Genomic DNA, 16,038 nt, shown 5'->3' with positions numbered 1-16,038 from the left:
ATGCTGGCATGCCTAGCGTGCTATATGTGAGCTGGTCTATTATCAGGAATTGAACATGAAGCGGCCCGGTGGTGCGGCGAACACCCCCGGGCCCAGTCCACCTGGTGAAAGCAGGCAGACAAGTGCACATCGTAACGGCCCTGGTGGCCGTCCTCCTTCGTTGCCTCCGTCCGGCACGGGGCCTCCACGCGGCACCCCGCGTCCTCGCCGCAGAACTGCGCGCCGAGGCCCGCAGGCGCCGCGCCTCCCGGGTGCGCCGCTACGCCGCCGACCCCGGCACGGTCGCGAGCGCACCGGCTTCCCCTCCGGTCCCCGCTCCGCGCCCGGCTCCCGACGACGCCCGGCGTGCCCCGCTGCCTCCGGTCGATCCGCCGGAAGCCCTCGTACGCGGCTACTACCTGGCCCACGAGGCGCGGCGCCAGCCGGTGGGGGACCTTCTGACGGGTCCGGGGGTGCTCGTCTCGTGAGTGTGCCGATTCCGCCGGACCGCCCCGGGCCCGCACCCGGACCGGACACCGCCACGGACCTGTACGACACCCTGTCCGAGGCACTCCGGACGCGACCGCGTCACGCCGGTGAGGCCTACACGGCGCTGCACGAGGCCGATCGATTGCTGTCGCTGCTCGATACCCACCTGCGCGCGGGCGGGCCGCTGCCCGAGCCGTGGCGCACCGCAGGAGGCCGTCGCGACGGGTAGCGATCGGGCCTGAAGAAGAGCACCCGCGGTCGACAAGGGCTGCTCAGCGGACTGACAGAAGGGGGTGAAGGCCCTTGGCTCCGCGGGGTCACGGGATACGAACCCACGAAACCCCGCTGTACCGAGGGCCTTGACCATCTGTCGACAAAACGACGAATCGGCTGGTGGATGGGTGCGTGGACACGGTGGCGGTCGTCATTCCGGCGTCGACATGGCGGAGTGACCGTGCCCTCGCCGACGCGCGCGGTCTACTCCCGATGTGACTCCGGGCCGTCGTCGTTCGGGGTGCCGCCATTCCCGCGTCGCCGTGCGGCAAGGGAGTCCTCGCGGTCCTGCCTGCGGAACCTGAGGAGGTAACCGAGGCCCGTCCCGCCGAAGCACAGCGCGGCCACCGCGCTGGCCCACGCCGCCCACGTGGACCCCTCCAACGCGAAGCGGCCCACGGCCTGGAACGCCCATACCCCGCCAGTCACCAGGTTGCACCAGACGAGGAAGGGTCTCATCCATCCGGTTGGTCCCCGACGCTCGGGCTGACGACGCATGGCTACGACTCCTCGTGCGGGCGGGCGGCACGGTGGCGTCGTCGCCGGTACAGCAGAAGCAGCACGTACACCTGGACTCCGAGCGCGACGAAGACCAACAGAGCGCAGAACGCCAGGAAGCCGTAGTTTCCGTTTGCGTAAGCCGAGGTGCCGCCGGACAGCATGGCCACCATGCCCAGGAACGGGCTGAGCAGGTGTACTGGCCGCACATGGTCGGGGGAGTTGTCAGCGATGGTTCTCACGGAACCTTCCGTGGTCACTGCCGGTTGCGATCCGGTGCTGGCCCGAGCAGGCGGTGGAAGCGGGTCAGGCAACCCGGCTTCACCGGCCGGTGAAGCCGCAGAACGGACCGCGAGCCGACAAGGGGGTGTGTGTCCGGTCGCTCTCCCCGAGAACTACCTGTCCCGCTCCGGGCCAAACCGGAACCGCCGAGGGGAGGTGGGGGCGGGGTTTGAACCCGCCGAGCCCCGTTGCACCGAGGGGCCTTGGCGACCTGTCGACAAACCGACCAGCTGCGTCGTGGCGTTCGGTCCGATCAGAGGGAACCTTGAACGGAACGCCTACCCATCAAAGTTTCTGTCCTTATCCTTGAATCGGCGAGCCGGCCTATGGCCTGTGCTGGCGCTTCAAAGGGTTTCCGGCGGCTCCAGCTTCTTTCCGGAGTCCCACACATACTGAGTGCGCGCTGCGACGGTGCCGTCTACGGCTCAGGCCAGAACTGTGCGAGGTACTGCTCGCGGCCCTCGAGGTCGCGCTTGGCGGCGGCGAAGCCCGCTCCGCGTATGTCGCCGAACCTGTCAAAGAGAGCCATGTAGGCCTCGCTGACCAGGCGGCGGTTGCGGTGCGCGATCCGAATCCGGTAGCGGCCCGGTGCGGGGAGGGTGAGCAGGTTGTGCTGCGATCCGTACGTCAGCTCGCTGACGCCGATCACGCCGCTGGGAAGGGTGACGGCTGTGGTGTGGTCAGCTTCCCACTCCCCGCCCAAGGCGGGGGGTTCAGATCGCCAGGACTCCAGGTCGAGGCGGACGCGAAGGTTGGTCTGGAAGCTGCGGAGGAACACGGAGTGTTTACCAACGCTGAAGTCGTCGTGTCCGGGCAAGGGGGCATCCGGTTCGTCCTGAGCACAGTCGATGATTTGGAAGATCCCGTAATCGGGGTAGACGAGTGCGTAACGCGTGGATAGAGGGCGGCTCACAGCGCTCTTCCGTCCCTATAGGGGGCATAGGCCACCGAGAGTAGTCTCTGCTGCCGTCAGAACGTCTTGTGAACCCCGCTCATGAGATAACTACGTACGCTCCCCGTCCCCGCTGTCCGTTTCCGCTCACACGACGCTTGGACCGGCCCCGATCCCTGAAACGCCGAGGACCGGCGGGCCCGAGCCATGACATGGCCCTAACCCACTGGTCCCGGTCACTGCGGAGAGTGTGGGATTTGAACCCACGAAGTCCCGTTGTGCCGAGGGGCCCTGGCGACCTGTCGACAAACCGACGAAACGCCTTGTGACCTGCGCGGATGTTCCGAGGGCTTCCCAGCGCTTCCGGCCCCTTCCCGGAGCCATGTGCGATGAATGTGCGATGCGGTGGGGTGCGCTGCTGTGGTCCTGGCTGCACACGCGGATGGCGGTGACGTCCTTAGCTTAGGAAGCCGAGAACACCTATGGCGGCTGTCCTCGTGACTCGCTCACCTGCGCTGACGCGGATTGTCTGCCTGTGAGCCCCCGTGGTTTCCCGCTGTTGACCACCCTGCGTAGCACGGAATCATGATGGTCGTCGGTCAATGATTGTGCCCGAGGGTGACAGCTGAAGGACATGAGGAGTCCGAAACGCTGACATGCCAGAGCCTCCACCGTATCTAAGATGAAACAGTTGTTCTGAAAAAGTCTATGACGCTGTCAGGGTCTGCTTCTATGCTTCACGTCATGACTGTCACCGTGCGGCGGGAGCTCGTGAGCCCTGCGACTCGCAACGCCTTCCGATCTCTTGCCACAGACTTGACCATACGGATCGTGGCCGAGCTATGGGAGGATCACGGGTTCGCCCCCATCCCTCCAGACGAGCTGAAGTACCAGGACTCAGGCCAACGGCGGACCGAATTTATGCTCTATGCAGAGGGGGTTGACTGGTCGGATCCGAACCAGGTTCGACGTGCTCTCCTGGTCTTCGAGGACTTCATCCGTGCTCATAGAAGCCCGGACGAACAAGGAATGCCGAAGTGGCTGGACGACATCAGGGTCCGCTTGGAGCGGGATGGGTTAGCTCTGGACAAGGATGGGAAAATATCCTCGTCCAATCCTCCTGTGCTAGTTCGTGGTCTTAGCAACCTGAGTGAAGCATCCGGGATCATGATCGAGTTGGAGCGTATTCGGAGGGATCTGAATGCTGACCCATCTGGGGCCATTGGTGCGTCCAAGCAACTCATCGAGGCAACAGCTAAGACCGCTCTCCGAGAGATGAATATCGAATTTGACCGAAATACTGCGCTCCCAACTTTGATCAGCACTGTCCAGAAGGCACTAAAGCTCGACGCTGGCTCAGCTCCTGAAGGGCCTGACGGCAGTAAGGCTGTGAAGAAGATACTTTCAGGTTCAGTGAATATCGCGGTTGGGGTCGCTGAACTGCGTAACCAAGGCTTCGGCAGCGGTCACGGTCAGGTGAGCGCACCCTCCGGGCTTGGAGTGCGCCATGCCCGTCTGACGGTCAATGCTGCTGTAACCTGGTGTGAACTGATTCTTGACACGCTCTCTGACCCTGCCGCGCCGTGGCGCGGGGCTAATATATAATCGCCCCCAGAAGCTCTCGATTCAGATCAGAATGCATCTGTGGTCACATCTTCTGGAGTGGTTTAAATTAGTGGGGCCTCATTCTTTGAGGTCCCTCATTCCAGGGAACAGGACCACCGTTTCGGTCCCGCGCGGGTTCTGGCGCGAACCTACTGAACCCACTGCACGCCCTGGGCGCGCCAGGTTCCGTGCGGGTTCGGGGGTCCATGGGGCGTGAGCCCCTGGTTCCACCAGCGCTCAACCCCAGTAACCACGAGTTTACCGAGATTGGGATGACAGGAGCTGGACTGCCAGCGTTGCTCCCAAAACTGAAACCACTTTTCGTGGGGAGCGTTAATCTGGAAACAGCATGGCCGTCGGCCGTGCTCGGGACCGGGCGGTAGCCCTCAGCCCGAGCACGGGCCGGAGGCCGCTGCGACGGCGCTTGCGCCATCGCCTTGATTTCATACAGCCTAACTCGGCAGATGCGTGCTCCCGCGTTGGCTATTTCGGCCAGGTTGCCACTGCAATTTCTGCAAGATGCTTTGCTCTCAATTCGAGCTCTGTAATGCTCCATTCTCCCCGGTCTGCGATTTCTCGAGTGATGAGAAAGGCGGACTCCCTATAGTTTTCAAGCTTCTCCAGTGTTGGCTTATCATCTAGTTTTCTATTTATTTTCCTCTCGAGTAGGGTAAGGTTTTCAATGCTGTTTTTCGAAAATTCGAACTTATCGTATTCGTTCTCTGATTCAAAGTCCTTTGATTTAAGGGATTTTGCATATATGTGTTCCACGCTAATTGCTTTGCTGCTCCAGTCAGGCAAGCTTTCCAGGTTTGTACCAGCTCTCCTTGATTGCTCACGGTTAAGCATGGCAAGCAAATATTTGGCGCGAGTTGTGGTAGTTGATCCGAAGCGAAGGAAGGAGCGCTTGAATTCTTCGTCGTCTGGAATTAGTCGATCAATGATGCGCTTAACGTCGTTCTGATTTTTAGCTTCTCCTGTGGCGATAGCTCTTGCAGCGGCGCAGAATCGTTCTTCGGCAAGCCCGCCGCCGAGGCGTCCCGCCATCATCGCTCGGATTGACCAGGCCGCAACTTTATTAGTCAATTTTGCCGCGTCTTCTATTTTCCAATTATTGAAAGCTGCCATCAGGAGCGGTGTGCTGGACTCGAGGCCAAAGCGTCGAAAAGCCAGTAGTGAGTCCTTGACGTCGACACTTATCCCTGACCAGTACCTGTCATCGGGTTCACGCAATGACTGGTAAATATTTAGGGATGTCTCTAGATTCGAAAGGTAGTCTTTAACGCTATTTCGGCCGGTGCCAATAGAGCTTTGGAGGTTCCTGTATAGTTCTCGATTTTTCACCTTGCCATGGCGAGCGGCATGCTCATGACGGATAAATTTTACGAGATCGTCGGATTTTTCGAATTCCTTCTGTATCGCTGCCCATTTGTCTTCGACGTAGGTTAGGTAATCTCCAGCGTTGCTAAGGAGGTAGTTTTTCAGCAGGTCTGCCGTTGTGAGATCGGCACCTCTGTCGTTCAGAGTCTCAAAAATAACATAAGCTTCAGGGATTCCAGATGCGACGGCTAGGAGAACCTGGACTTCAGATTCGAGCTGGTCTATTATTCTTTTCAGGTGTTCGTAGTTATCTTTATTCGGGGATACGCGGTCGACGTACTCCTTGCATATTCTGTAGCAATTATATATCGTGGAATTTTGTGTGGGTGGGGCTAGGTGATCTAGGTGCCCTGTGTATATTTCCAGGTCTGTTGCATTGAGGATTAGGCGGGTGATTTCCTTTTCTTCTTTCCTGTCATATCGCTGTAGGTAGTCTCTATTTATTGAGTTTGCTAGTTCGATTTTTCCTAGTTCGATGAGGCGATCCCGAATTGCGACAATGAGGATTGCAGTTGTGGTCAGTCGCTGCTGGCCGTCAACTATTAGTTTCCACGGGGGGTTTTCATGTTCCTCTGCAAGAACAATTGTCCCCATAAAGTATGAAGAATGATAATTTCTTGCTTTTGAGAGATCGGTAAGGAATTCTTCTATATTTTCTTCTGTCCAAGAGTAGCTTCTCTGGAACCTAGGGACCTTGAGGAGCTGGTCCGAGAGGAGGTGGCCGAGTCGATCGTGTCCAAATCGTGCTGGATCGGTCATTATTTTTTCCTTGCTTTATTATTATTTTTTCTTTGGTGCTCTAAGTTTTTGCTCTACCAGTGTAAATGAGTGGTGCCATGGGAAATTGTCGATCGCATTAGCCCCTCCTCTTGCTTCGTGTGGCATGAACGCATCTGAGCCAATCAAAACTGGAATCCGCTCGCCCCGTAGTTTCTCAACGCTAACCTTAAAAGGTCTGCGACTGGCATAGGCGGAGTTTACGAACGGGAGGATGACGGTTAGCACTCCGAGGCCGATGGCCTCGTTCACCACGTCCAGGACGTAGTTGTCGGCGATCCCGTTGGCCAGCTTGTTGATCGTGTTGAAGGTGGCCGGGGCGATGATGATGGCGTCCGCCTTGGAAGAACGCGGGTCTCCCGGAGCGCGGTGCTGGCTCCGCACCGGCCTGCCGGTCTGCTTCTCCAGCGCCTCGACGTCGATGAAACCCACCGCCGCTGGCGTGGCCATGACCTGAACGGTCCAACCCTGCTCCTGGGCCAGATCGACCAGCTTGCCGACATCCGAAGCCGGACCTGCCGCGCACACCACCACGTAGAGGGTCTTCCGCTCACTCACTGAGTCAGACACCGACCCTTTCCGCTAGTTCGCTGACGTTGTCGTACAGGTGACCACTCGCCCGGGTACGGATGTCGTTGATCAACTGGTGCACCACCGGACGGGCGGTCAGTTCCTCGCTCGCCATCTCCTCGGCGTTGCTCAACGCGTGGTAGGCGTGCTCGGTCTTTCCCCACTGCTGATACGCACGGGCCGCGTCGATGAACAGCGTCACCCGGCGTTCCATCACGTCGATGTTGTCCAACCGCACCTGGCGTGCGTAGTCGATCGCGCTACCCGCGTCGCCCAACTCGACTGCCGCGCTCACCCGGTGCAGCAGGACGTTGGTCGGCCCGAAGGCGGTCCACTGGTAGTTGAAATCCCCGCCGAGCCGTTCACCCGCGTCACCGGCCTCGTCAAGCAGGCTGAGAGCCTGACCCCGGTTTTCGCGCTTGGCCGCCGAGACCGCGCCGCTCAGCAGAAGCGACCCGTACACCGACAGGGATTCCGGCGTGGCCTCGTCCGTGGCGCTGTCCACCCGTTCGGCGGTGCTCATCGCCAGTTCCGTCGCCGCCTTGTAGTGGCGCTCACGCATCAGCGCCCGGGTGAACGCCCTGGCGCTCGCACCCACGACCGCGGGGCTCTCGCTCGCCTCGGCCGCGCGCATGCTTCGGTCGGCCGCGAGGTAGGACAGACCGCGCTCCTCGCACTTGAGCAGGAGGCTCGCCGCCACGTGGTACGCCTCCGCCCGAAGCGCGTGCACCCGGAAGAGGTCGTCGTCTTCGACACCGGACACCGCGTCATCCAGGCCGCGCAGCAGTTCGGGTAGCCGCTTGGCCACCGCCGTGTAATGGCACGCCTGGTATCCGGCCTTGGCCGCGTGCGTCCGCTTGGCGAGCTCGCCGAGGCTCGTCGCCGCTCCTACAGCCGACCGACGACCTCCCGCGTACCTGGTGAGTGCTGCGGCGATCTCGTCCATGTCCAGCACTGAACCTGTGGTGGCCTGGAACAGGGCGGTTCCGGCCAGTCCGACGAATGCGCGACGTCGCACCTTCTCATCCTCCCCCGGGCCCGGACTCCTGGGTGCGGGTCGCCTCGGTGCTGCCGAGGACTCCGCGCTGTCGGATCCAGTGAACGTGCCGGGGTTCTTCGGTGCAAGGCCGAACAGCATCCGCGCGCGGTCGGGCATCCCGAAGCCGTCGGCGATCCGTTCGTACACCTCGAAGGCCGTGACGGTCTTGCGGCCGTTCAGCACCTCGCTCACCCGCCCCTGTGAGAGGCCGGTCGCCGCCGAGATCGCCATCTGGCTCGCACCGCCGTACCGGCGCCCGAACCGGAAAAGTGCCTGGACATCGCGCCTTCTCAGGAACTCCGCCGTGTGCTCGCGTTCCCATGCCCACGACGGGATGGTGATCCGGCTCGTCGGGTGTCCCGGCATCGTGACTCCTCGGCGATGCGAGTACGGGGGTGGCCAGTATCCCTCCTCGGCATCCCGAGGAGGTATGGGTTTCGAGGATTCGAACCGGGATTGTTGCTCTCATGGACGGCAGCAGCGCAACCACGTACAGGGCGTATCTCGGCCGGAGCGGTGCGGCGATGACCACCGAACCCTCCACACCGATCGCCGACCGGGGGACCCTGACGGCTTGGGCACGGGAACAGGGCGTGCGGGTGCGGATCTCCGCCGAGGACTGGGACTCCATCACCTACGAAGCCCTTTCCACCGGCCCGGACGGAACCCCTCTGGTGGAGCGGTACCGGTGCGTGCTGCCCGCCTCCCTCGCGCTGCGGCGTCTGCGGCTGTCCTACGTCGTCGGGCTCTGCCACGACGCGGGCGGGGCGGCGTGCAACCATGTCCGCCGGGTCGTGCCCCCAGTGCTCTCGGCCTCCGAGTCGGCCGCCCGCCATGACGCGGCGCTGGTCGCTGCCGCGCTGGTGGAGTCCGAGCGCCGGGAGGTGTGCGGGGCGACGGTGGACAACCTGACCGTGTACACCGTGCAGCGCGCCCAGGACTGGCAACCCTTCTGAGGGTCCTTCCTCCGGCACTTCTGTGACCCCCGCGTGCCCTGATGTCTCTTCGAGACCACGGGGCCCAGGGCACGCGGGCTCCTTCTTCGCGGCGACGTGCACGCCTCGGGGGGTGCTTCCCGCCGTGTCCTCCGGCTTGCCCGGGCACAGCGGCCCGGAACTGGTCCGTCTGCTGCTGGAAACGACCACCCACCACCGGCACCGGACGCCGGTGCGGGTCCGGACCGCTTATGTCTCGGACGAGGACATCACCGCTATGGCTGAGGACTACGGGCCTTCCGAGGCGGTGGGATCACGCTGACCTTGGCGGTAGAGCTTCATCAGCATGTACGCGAGGAAGGAAGCTGTGAACAGGGCTGCCAGCACGAAGAAGACCAAGAACACAAGCGTCTGGTTCAGGTACGCCGCAAACCCACCAGCCGTGAACGCCAGCAAACTCAGAGCCGGTGCGATCAGGTGCACCTTGCGGAGTCCGCTCGTTGATTGATCGCTGATCGTCTCTTCCTCTCGGTTCGCTGTACGGGGGCCTGATGCTCAGCCCCGCCGCTAAGAGCACGCGGGCCGAACGGTTGACACGATCCCCAGCCTGTGAGGTGGCTGAACAGGACGCCGCCGACACCACCGCAATGGCCAAGGGCTACGGATCGGACTCTTCACCGGTGGAAGAGGTGGCCTGATGACTTCGGAACCGGCTTCGTTCCGCCCAGTAGAGGGCCAGCGCGAGTACGAGGTTGAACAACCCCATCCCAATCGCGAACCACTCGATGAAAGGGACCAGAAAATCGAAGACGGCCCCAGCGGTGCCGAGCGTGATCAGCCCAATACCGACGATCAGGCACTCCAGCGGCGTTCGTGTGTTCATCAGGTGGGGGTCTCCCGTTCTGCGGTAGGTGGGGGTGGGCTGATGCCGACGCCTACTGGTGAGACGTCCCGGGCCGAGCACCTCGCGCAACCGCTCGCGTGGGAGGTCATCGAACAGGTCGCCTGCGACCACGTTGTGTGCCCTGGGGCTGAGTTCGTTCATGACGCTGACCATCAGAGCGGCGAGGACGGTAGAACGCCCTGTCACTTGTCCGGCCCCCGCTCTCCCCTCCATGCGCCGGGTCCGATGAACCCCGCCATCTTCAAGGGCCAGACAGCGCCAAGGCCGCACGCACCGCCCGTGACCGCTGCGACCACCCACGTCGGCGGGTCCAAGAGCCGGTCGGCTGAGGCGCCGATGACGACCGCCGCCGTTATGACCAGGATCGACGCTGCGATCGCGGCCAGTCGACGACGCCTGGAACCGTGTTCACCCACGAACGTCCATTCGGTCGGAGGCGGCCCGATGGCCGTGCTCTTCAGCATGACGGCGTCGGTACTCCCCGATGATGAAGGGCAGCGCCACGGCGTTCAGGATGCCGCCCGACCACGTGGCCGCTCCCACGCCTTCCCAACCCTGGTGTTGGCTCAGGCCCACAGCGATGTCTCCGACCAGCCACACCAGGGTGATGGTGCACAGGGCTGCCCCCGCCGGAAGGGGAAGCTCCTTTGGGTTCCGGGCCATGGGGGGTGCTCCTACCCGCGTCCGGGGGTGGGCTGATGCCGATGCCTACCGGTAAGACAACCCTGGCCGAGCGCCTCGCGCAACCGCTCGCTCCTGAGGCGGCCGACGCGATGGACGCCGCCCGTCGGCGGGTCCTCGCCGCCTGACCGGTGAACGGCGAAGGCCGGTGGCTCCCCGGGCCGTGTGCGACGAATGTGCTACGGGCCCGGACCACCGGCCTTCGCCGTGTTCCGTGGAAGGCTCCCACCTGGGGAAACTCCCTGATTCTGCGGAGGGTGTGGGATTTGAACCCACGAAGTCCCGTCAAGGACTTGGTGCTTTTCAAGAGCACTGCACTCGGCCGCTATGCGAACCCTCCCCGCGGAGAGCGAATCTCCGCCACGTCATGGTAGCCCACACCCCTCCGCCCGCGCGGCCCGCCCGGGGACACGTTTCCGTCCACCGGCCCCTGTGGGGTGGCGCCCATAGGTTACTCGGAAGTAACATGAGCGCCATGGCACACATGAACCCCGAGGCGGCGGATGCGGTCAAGGCCGGCTTCCTGGCCGCGGTCCCCTTCGTCCGGACCCTCGGCCTGACCTTCACGGAGCTGGACCACGGGCGCGCCGTCATGCGCCTGCCCGACAACGCCGACCACCACAACCACGTCGGCGGCCCCCACGCGGGCGCCATGTTCACCCTGGCCGAGTCCGCCTCCGGCGCCGTCATCATCGGCACCTTCGGCGACCAGCTCGACCGCGCAGTGCCCCTGCCGACCACCTCCACGATCGACTTCCTGAAGGTCGCGACGGGCGACCTGACCGCCGAGGCCGTCCTGGGCCGCCCGCGCGAGGAGATCATCGCCGAGCTGGACGAGGGCAGGCGCCCCGAGTTCCCCATCAACGTCGAGCTGCGCACGGAGGACGGCACCGTCACCGGTCGCATGAGCATCACCTGGACCCTGCGCCCCAACCGCAAGTAGAGCCACTGGAGCCACAACCGTCACGTTCCCGGCCGGGCTCGCTCGCGCTCAGCGCCCGGCCGGAACCCGCACCGGTGTCGGCCCCGTCCGATACCCGGCCCCCGCCCTCCGCGGGCCGTGCCCGGTCAGCGCTTCGCAGCGCCTTCTCCCAGGTCGCACCCCGTCCACGGCCGCGTCCGGAGGGGGGCGAATGTCGTCGCCACTGGGTACGTTGTCGGCAACGACAGCGCTACGAGGAGGCCTCACCGTGAAACTTCGAGTGGACCGCGACGCGTTCGCCGAGGCGGTCGCCTGGACGGCCCGGGCCCTCCCCACCCGGCCCGCCGTCCCGGTGCTCTCGGGTATCCGCATGGAGCTCTCCCAGGACGGCGCCTCCCTGCACCTGTCGGGTTTCGACTACGAGGTCTCCACCCGCGCCTCGGTGGACGTCCTCTCCGAGGAGTCCGGCGCCGCCCTCGTCCCCGGCCGCCTCCTGGCCGAGATCGTGCGCAACCTGCCCTCCGGTTCGGTGCACATCGACAGCGACGGCCCCAAGCTGCGCATCGTCGGCGGCGCCGCGCGCTTCACCCTCATCACCATGCCGCTGGAGGACTACCCCACCCTGCCAGGCATGCCCGGACGCATCGGCTCCGTCGCCTCGGACGCCTTCGCGGCGGCCGTGCGCCAGGTGGCTCCGGCGGCCAGCCGCGACGACACCCTGCCCATGCTCACCGGCGTCTACCTCGACTTCAGCGGCGACACCCTGAGCCTGGTCGCCACCGACCGCTACCGCATCGCCGTGCGCGAACTGTGGTGGAGCCCCGAGGACCAGGGCCTGGACGCGGCCGCCCTGGTGCCCGCGCGCACACTGAGCGACACCGTGCGCGGTCTGCTCACCAAGTCCAACGTGGACATAGCCCTGTCCACGGCCGGCGGCGGCGAGGGCGTCAGCCTCTCCCCGGGCGAGGGCATGATCGGCTTCGAGAACGGCGAGCGCCGCACCACCACGCGGCTGATCGACAGCGAGTTCGTCAAGTACGCCGCCTGGTTCCCCAAGGAGTTCTCCGCGCGCGCCGAGGTGGCCGTGACGCCCCTGGCGGAGGCGGTCAAGCGCGTGGCGCTGGTCGCCGACCGCAACACCCCGCTGCGGCTGGCCTTCTCCGAGGGCGAGGTCGTGCTGGAGGCGGGGTCGGGGGAGGACGCCCAGGCCGTGGAGGCGATCGAGGTCGGCTACGAGGGCGAGCCCCTGCGGCTGGCCTTCCGTCCGGACTACCTCATGGACGGGCTGGCGGGCGTGGAGACCGACACCGCCCACCTCAACTTCACCGAGCCGACCAAACCCGCCGTGTTCACCGACGTGCCGGTCAAGGAGGGGGAGAGCCCCTCCTTCCGCTACCTGGTCCAGCCTTTGCGGGTGTCCTGATAAGAGGTTATGGACCCATTCTCAACCGGGCCGCCACCTTATCCACAGAGTTATCCACAGGAGGCCGCCCTTCCTGTGGATAACCCCGGGTAATCACCCCCAGGAACACCCGAACCGCCCCGATTGAACTCTCGCATTTCGCCTCTGACATGCGAGAACAACAATCGGGGCGGTTCTGTGCACAGCCTGTGGACAACTTCGCCGAGAGAGGCCTACTCGCTCTCGTTCAGCGCGGACGAACCACCGCTCCCCACCGGCGTGTCCAGTCCCAGTTCGGCCTGGCGCCCCCGCCGGTAGCCCGCCCGGTACCCCGCGGCGCTGTGCGTGCGCTCGGGCCGGTGCTTGCGCAGCTGCGGGAACTGCTTCTGGAACTCCTCGCTCACCCGGTGCACGTCGTTGAGCAGTACCAGCTCCGCGCCGCGGGAGGCGTCCACGCTCTCCCCCGACCCGCCCGAGCCGCCCGGCGAGGCCATCTCCTGCAACCGCGCGCGGAACTCGCGGATGCGCTCGGCCACCGCCTGCCCGTAGGCGCGCACGAACGACCGGTAGTAGCGCTTGCGCTCGGTCTCCAGCTCCGAGCGCGTGTAGTTGCGCAGTTCCCGGATGTCGGCCACGTGCGACGAACTCATGAACTTCGCGGAGGCCTCCATCTGCATGGAGATCGACGGCAGCAGCATCCGCAGCGCGTCCAGCGCGCTCACCGTGCCCACGAGGATCATGACGCGCTCGGTGTTCTCGGAGTTGTTGCCCCGTACCGCGGACTGGCACCCGTAGGCGGCGGAGATGTCGGCCAGCGCGCGCACCCGTGCCTTGCCGTGGCCCCCCACCCCCGAGACGGCGTAGTCCATGCGGCTGATCGCGTCCGGCGCCTCGCCCCTCTCGGCGCGGGCCTCGGCCTCCGCGATCGCGTGGCGGGTCATCAGCTCGGCGGCCTTGGCGGTGAACGCCTGGCTCTCGGCATCAGTAACCGCGGGGTCCTCCGCCATGCGGAGGAGCCCGCGGACCCGCTCGACCATCTTCTGACGAGCAGATTCAGTCATCGGCGCCCGGTTGTCTCCCCTAGGTGAGTATCTGCCTTCCACCATCGGCGGAAGATACCGAGCCTAGGCGTTCTTGTTGCCGACCACCATCGCGATGAGACCAACGGTGATCCAGATCGCCGCCGCGACGAACAGTCCGCCGAACAGGCCGCCGATGATCGAGCCGGTGAAGATGCTGACCAGGGCGTACCCCGCGCCGCCGATCCCGGCGGGCACGGCCGCGTACCGGAACGGGTAGGTGGCGGCGTAGCGCTTGCCCCGGCGGTCGGCCTTGCCGCTCATCACGCCGCCGACGCCGCCGATCAGCGAGAAGAAGATCACCGCAGCGGTCAGACCGGAGGCGATCGCGCCCAGGCCCGAGCCCAGGTTGAGGAGGAAGAAGAGTGCACCGCCGGCGGCGCCACCCAGCACCGAGGTGGTCCAGGGCCAGATCATCGTCGCCGAGGCGACGGGAGTGAATGCGTTACCGCGCTCCAGCGTCATGTCCACTGCTCCAGTCGAATAGCGTGACGACCGCTCTGCGCCGGGCCGTCCCCTCCAGCATGCGGGGCCGGAGCCCGGAGCGCATCAGGGATCCGCCCCTGACATTCCCCCGAGACCGCCCTCCGGCACCCCGCCCGGTCCCCGGTCCGGCCCGGGGGAGCGGGTGCGCGGAAGACCCCTGCACAGGGTCCAACGCTCAACCGGTCGCGGAAGTGCCCGGGCCGCGGCCGTTCTCCGAGAAGGCCGCGACCAGGTTCGCGTGCAGGTGCGGCCACGCGGCGCGGAACGGCGGCAGCAGCGGGAGCGAGTGGGCGGACTCCACCGGCACCCAGCGCACCTCCTTGCTCTCGGAGTTGCCCGGCCGGAACGGTGCCAGCCCCGGCAGGCTCGCCATGAACGTGTCGTAGCGCCACACGGTCAGGTCCTCCTCGTGGACGCCGAGGAGGCTGTACCCCTCCAGGTCGCCCTCGACCTCCTCCTCGAACTCGCGCACGGCGGCCTCCAGGGGTGTCTCGTCCCGGTTGCGGGCGCCCCCGGGGATGCCCCAGGTGCCTCCCATGTGGGTCCAGCCCGCCCGGTGCTGGAGCAGTACGTGGCCCGCTCCGGCGGTGTCGGTGGCGTACAGCAGCAGCCCGGCCGCGCCGTAGATCCCCCACCTGCGGGTTCCGTCCGGCAGGCTCACCCAGCCGTTTCCGTCGCCCTCCAGCATCACGTCCTCCAACTTCGCGCCCTCCGGGACCGCCGGTGCCGTCCGATCGGCACGCTCCCTAGCAACCTATGGCCCGACACCGGGCTCGCGCAGCCCTCCTCCCGGTGTACGTGCCCGGTGCCACAGGGAGTTCCCGGCCGAGGGCGTGCGCACTCGGGACGTCACGGCCGTCCGGGCGTGTCGTGGCCTGCCGAAGGGGCGCCGGTCCGGGGGAGCGTTCGGCCCACGGACGGGGAGGAAGAACGCAAGAGGTACGAAAGGCTTCGCAAGGGAACACCCGTCGCGTCCGGGGCGCGGGCCCCCGGCGGACGGGAACGAGCGCGCCCTCCTGGGCCCGGGGATTTTCCGGGTTTCGGCGATGAGGGGAACGTCCGGTTTTTCCCCCGCCGTTCCCCGGAGGGCCGGAGAGGAAGCGGGAGCGGCCCGGCGGAGGGTGTCCTCCCTGGTCGATGCGCATCCGCGGGCGGCGGCCGCGTGGCACGCGGCGGCGGTCGCACGCCAGGTGAACGGACTCTGACCGTCCGCAACCGGCCAATCACTGGCCTCGGCGGCCCCCGGTGGCCGATGATGGCGCGGTCCCCGAACCGCCGTCGCCGCACCGGTTTCAGCGCTGAAAGAAGACTGAAAGCGCAGTGGAAGAGGATCTCTCTAGTGTGGAACACGTTCGACGCGTTCGTACCCGCGAGAGGACGGCTCGCGGGTCCGACACAGTGCGACGTTCGTTGGACACATGCCACCCGTGGTGTGCTTTGAGGCGGAACCCGCCACGGGTGGCCAGTCCGCCGGAAGGCGGGGTCCCTTGATGCTTCGTAGACGTAGGGCTACCTTGCGGCTCTACGCGAGTGCCGTGAGAAGAGGAGTCCGAGTGCCGAAGATGCTGACCGTGGACGAGGAGTTCGAGGCGATCGTCGCCGGTGACCTCCGCGAGGTGCGCGCGGACAAGATGCGCCCCCTCCGCGAGCCGGACCCGTCGAAGCCCTCTCCCGAGGAGGAGTCTCCCGTGGAGACCGCGCCCCTCGAGGAGAAGCCCGCCCAGGAGAAGTAGACCCTTTTCCGGGTAGCCCAACGGTGACTCCGAGTACCTAGGTGGAGGGGGGTACTCGGAGCCGTTGGCGTGCCCGTATTCCTTATTTCATGCTAATAGCCCTTGCTAGGGT

20 protein-coding genes and 1 tRNA gene are annotated in these 16,038 nt (G+C 65.2%); 7 read left to right on the top strand and 14 right to left on the bottom strand.

The window, feature by feature from the left end:
- The first annotated feature begins 122 nt into the window (after positions 1-122).
- Both KGD83_RS00370 and KGD83_RS00365 read left to right on the top strand, forming a co-directional pair.
- Complete coding sequence (locus KGD83_RS00370; RefSeq protein WP_212641993.1) at positions 123-467, top strand: hypothetical protein; 345 nt, start codon at positions 123-125, stop codon at positions 465-467.
- Entirely contained in the window at positions 464-697 is a 234-nt protein-coding gene (locus tag KGD83_RS00365) for a hypothetical protein (protein ID WP_249352061.1), read from the top strand. Before KGD83_RS00370 ends, KGD83_RS00365 begins: the two co-directional genes overlap by 4 nt.
- Positions 698-945: 248 nt before the next feature.
- Here the strand turns inward: KGD83_RS00365 and KGD83_RS00360 are convergent, their stop codons facing one another.
- From KGD83_RS00360 to KGD83_RS00350, 3 genes are all read right to left on the bottom strand, one after another.
- The gene (locus KGD83_RS00360) at positions 946-1,200 is read right to left on the bottom strand and encodes a hypothetical protein (protein ID WP_212641992.1); all 255 of its coding nucleotides are present in this window, start codon (positions 1,198-1,200) and stop codon (positions 946-948) included.
- Positions 1,201-1,241: 41 nt separating this feature from the next.
- Positions 1,242-1,481, bottom strand: a complete 240-nt coding sequence (locus tag KGD83_RS00355) for a hypothetical protein (protein ID WP_212641991.1) — start codon at positions 1,479-1,481, stop codon at positions 1,242-1,244.
- 458 nt (positions 1,482-1,939) lie between these two features.
- Entirely contained in the window at positions 1,940-2,434 is a 495-nt protein-coding gene (locus tag KGD83_RS00350) for a hypothetical protein (RefSeq protein ID WP_212641990.1), read from the bottom strand.
- 723 nt (positions 2,435-3,157) lie between these two features.
- On the opposite strand from KGD83_RS00350, the gene KGD83_RS00345 reads away from it, so the two are divergent.
- Complete coding sequence (locus KGD83_RS00345; protein ID WP_212641989.1) at positions 3,158-4,018, top strand: abortive infection family protein; 861 nt, start codon at positions 3,158-3,160, stop codon at positions 4,016-4,018.
- Between the two features lie 483 nt (positions 4,019-4,501).
- Here the strand turns inward: KGD83_RS00345 and KGD83_RS00340 are convergent, their stop codons facing one another.
- Genes KGD83_RS00340 through KGD83_RS00330 form a run of 3 tightly spaced genes read right to left on the bottom strand, consistent with a single transcriptional unit; the run spans position 4,502 to position 8,150 of the window.
- Positions 4,502-6,157 (bottom strand): DUF262 domain-containing protein, encoded by a 1,656-nt coding sequence (locus KGD83_RS00340; protein WP_212641988.1) that lies wholly within the window; start codon positions 6,155-6,157, stop codon positions 4,502-4,504.
- 21 nt (positions 6,158-6,178) lie between these two features.
- The gene (locus tag KGD83_RS00335; protein WP_212641987.1) at positions 6,179-6,745 is read right to left on the bottom strand and encodes a flavoprotein; all 567 of its coding nucleotides are present in this window, start codon (positions 6,743-6,745) and stop codon (positions 6,179-6,181) included.
- Complete coding sequence (locus KGD83_RS00330; protein ID WP_212641986.1) at positions 6,738-8,150, bottom strand: helix-turn-helix domain-containing protein; 1,413 nt, start codon at positions 8,148-8,150, stop codon at positions 6,738-6,740. The genes KGD83_RS00335 and KGD83_RS00330 overlap by 8 nt, the downstream gene beginning before the upstream one ends.
- 158 nt (positions 8,151-8,308) lie before the next feature.
- Between KGD83_RS00330 and KGD83_RS00325 the strand changes: the two genes are divergently transcribed.
- Positions 8,309-8,740, top strand: coding sequence for a hypothetical protein (locus KGD83_RS00325; protein ID WP_212641985.1), 432 nt, complete (start codon positions 8,309-8,311; stop codon positions 8,738-8,740).
- Between the two features lie 267 nt (positions 8,741-9,007).
- Here the strand turns inward: KGD83_RS00325 and KGD83_RS00320 are convergent, their stop codons facing one another.
- From KGD83_RS00320 to KGD83_RS00300, 5 genes are all read right to left on the bottom strand, one after another.
- The gene (locus tag KGD83_RS00320) at positions 9,008-9,202 is read right to left on the bottom strand and encodes a hypothetical protein (RefSeq protein WP_212641984.1); all 195 of its coding nucleotides are present in this window, start codon (positions 9,200-9,202) and stop codon (positions 9,008-9,010) included.
- A gap of 175 nt (positions 9,203-9,377) precedes the next feature.
- A complete protein-coding gene (locus KGD83_RS28375; protein WP_249352060.1) occupies positions 9,378-9,764 on the bottom strand; it encodes a hypothetical protein in 387 nt (128 codons plus the stop codon).
- Positions 9,765-9,805: 41 nt separating this feature from the next.
- The gene (locus tag KGD83_RS00310) at positions 9,806-10,087 is read right to left on the bottom strand and encodes a hypothetical protein (protein ID WP_212641983.1); all 282 of its coding nucleotides are present in this window, start codon (positions 10,085-10,087) and stop codon (positions 9,806-9,808) included.
- Entirely contained in the window at positions 10,032-10,286 is a 255-nt protein-coding gene (locus KGD83_RS00305; RefSeq protein WP_212641982.1) for a hypothetical protein, read from the bottom strand. The genes KGD83_RS00310 and KGD83_RS00305 overlap by 56 nt, the downstream gene beginning before the upstream one ends.
- Before the next feature lie 269 nt (positions 10,287-10,555).
- A tRNA-Ser gene (locus tag KGD83_RS00300) sits at positions 10,556-10,644 on the bottom strand.
- A gap of 144 nt (positions 10,645-10,788) precedes the next feature.
- Between KGD83_RS00300 and KGD83_RS00295 the strand changes: the two genes are divergently transcribed.
- Complete coding sequence (locus tag KGD83_RS00295) at positions 10,789-11,247, top strand: hotdog fold domain-containing protein (protein WP_212644208.1); 459 nt, start codon at positions 10,789-10,791, stop codon at positions 11,245-11,247.
- Between the two features lie 259 nt (positions 11,248-11,506).
- The gene (dnaN, locus tag KGD83_RS00290) at positions 11,507-12,649 is read left to right on the top strand and encodes a DNA polymerase III subunit beta (RefSeq protein WP_249352369.1); all 1,143 of its coding nucleotides are present in this window, start codon (positions 11,507-11,509) and stop codon (positions 12,647-12,649) included.
- A 212-nt stretch (positions 12,650-12,861) separates the two neighbouring features.
- Here dnaN and KGD83_RS00285 read toward each other — a convergent pair whose 3' ends face one another.
- The 3 genes from KGD83_RS00285 to KGD83_RS00275 form a co-directional block, all read right to left on the bottom strand.
- Positions 12,862-13,665 (bottom strand): DUF2786 domain-containing protein, encoded by an 804-nt coding sequence (locus KGD83_RS00285; RefSeq protein ID WP_212644207.1) that lies wholly within the window; start codon positions 13,663-13,665, stop codon positions 12,862-12,864.
- Between the two features lie 87 nt (positions 13,666-13,752).
- The gene (locus KGD83_RS00280; RefSeq protein ID WP_212644206.1) at positions 13,753-14,172 is read right to left on the bottom strand and encodes a hypothetical protein; all 420 of its coding nucleotides are present in this window, start codon (positions 14,170-14,172) and stop codon (positions 13,753-13,755) included.
- A gap of 196 nt (positions 14,173-14,368) precedes the next feature.
- Positions 14,369-14,881 carry an NUDIX hydrolase gene (locus KGD83_RS00275; RefSeq protein WP_212641980.1) on the bottom strand — a complete coding sequence of 171 codons (513 nt, stop codon included), beginning with the start codon at positions 14,879-14,881 and terminating at the stop codon, positions 14,369-14,371.
- An 865-nt stretch (positions 14,882-15,746) separates the two neighbouring features.
- Between KGD83_RS00275 and KGD83_RS00270 the strand changes: the two genes are divergently transcribed.
- Positions 15,747-15,926, top strand: coding sequence for a hypothetical protein (locus KGD83_RS00270; RefSeq protein ID WP_212641979.1), 180 nt, complete (start codon positions 15,747-15,749; stop codon positions 15,924-15,926).
- Positions 15,927-16,038 lie beyond the last annotated feature (112 nt).

The sequence above is a fragment of the Nocardiopsis akebiae genome (genome assembly GCF_018316795.1).
In the GTDB taxonomy this organism is placed as follows: Bacteria; Actinomycetota; Actinomycetes; order Streptosporangiales; family Streptosporangiaceae; genus Nocardiopsis; species Nocardiopsis dassonvillei.
Note: the sequence above shows the minus strand (reverse complement) of the source record. Positions and strands in the feature narration are given on the sequence as shown.

What these genes read in the sequence shown, in the direction of transcription:
- KGD83_RS00295 (WP_212644208.1), top strand. Translation starts at nt 10,789, where the DNA reads ATGAACCCCGAGGCGGCGGATGCGGTCAAGGCCGGCTTCCTGGCCGCG.
- KGD83_RS00275 (WP_212641980.1), bottom strand. Translation starts at nt 14,881, where the DNA reads ATGCTGGAGGGCGACGGAAACGGCTGGGTGAGCCTGCCGGACGGAACC.
- KGD83_RS00280 (WP_212644206.1), bottom strand. Translation starts at nt 14,172, where the DNA reads ATGACGCTGGAGCGCGGTAACGCATTCACTCCCGTCGCCTCGGCGACG.
- KGD83_RS00330 (WP_212641986.1), bottom strand. Translation starts at nt 8,150, where the DNA reads ATGCCGGGACACCCGACGAGCCGGATCACCATCCCGTCGTGGGCATGG.
- KGD83_RS00360 (WP_212641992.1), bottom strand. Translation starts at nt 1,200, where the DNA reads ATGAGACCCTTCCTCGTCTGGTGCAACCTGGTGACTGGCGGGGTATGG.
- KGD83_RS00345 (WP_212641989.1), top strand. Translation starts at nt 3,158, where the DNA reads ATGACTGTCACCGTGCGGCGGGAGCTCGTGAGCCCTGCGACTCGCAAC.
- KGD83_RS00310 (WP_212641983.1), bottom strand. Translation starts at nt 10,087, where the DNA reads ATGCTGAAGAGCACGGCCATCGGGCCGCCTCCGACCGAATGGACGTTC.
- KGD83_RS00340 (WP_212641988.1), bottom strand. Translation starts at nt 6,157, where the DNA reads ATGACCGATCCAGCACGATTTGGACACGATCGACTCGGCCACCTCCTC.
- KGD83_RS00305 (WP_212641982.1), bottom strand. Translation starts at nt 10,286, where the DNA reads ATGGCCCGGAACCCAAAGGAGCTTCCCCTTCCGGCGGGGGCAGCCCTG.
- KGD83_RS28375 (WP_249352060.1), bottom strand. Translation starts at nt 9,764, where the DNA reads ATGAACGAACTCAGCCCCAGGGCACACAACGTGGTCGCAGGCGACCTG.
- KGD83_RS00285 (WP_212644207.1), bottom strand. Translation starts at nt 13,665, where the DNA reads ATGGTCGAGCGGGTCCGCGGGCTCCTCCGCATGGCGGAGGACCCCGCG.
- KGD83_RS00325 (WP_212641985.1), top strand. Translation starts at nt 8,309, where the DNA reads ATGACCACCGAACCCTCCACACCGATCGCCGACCGGGGGACCCTGACG.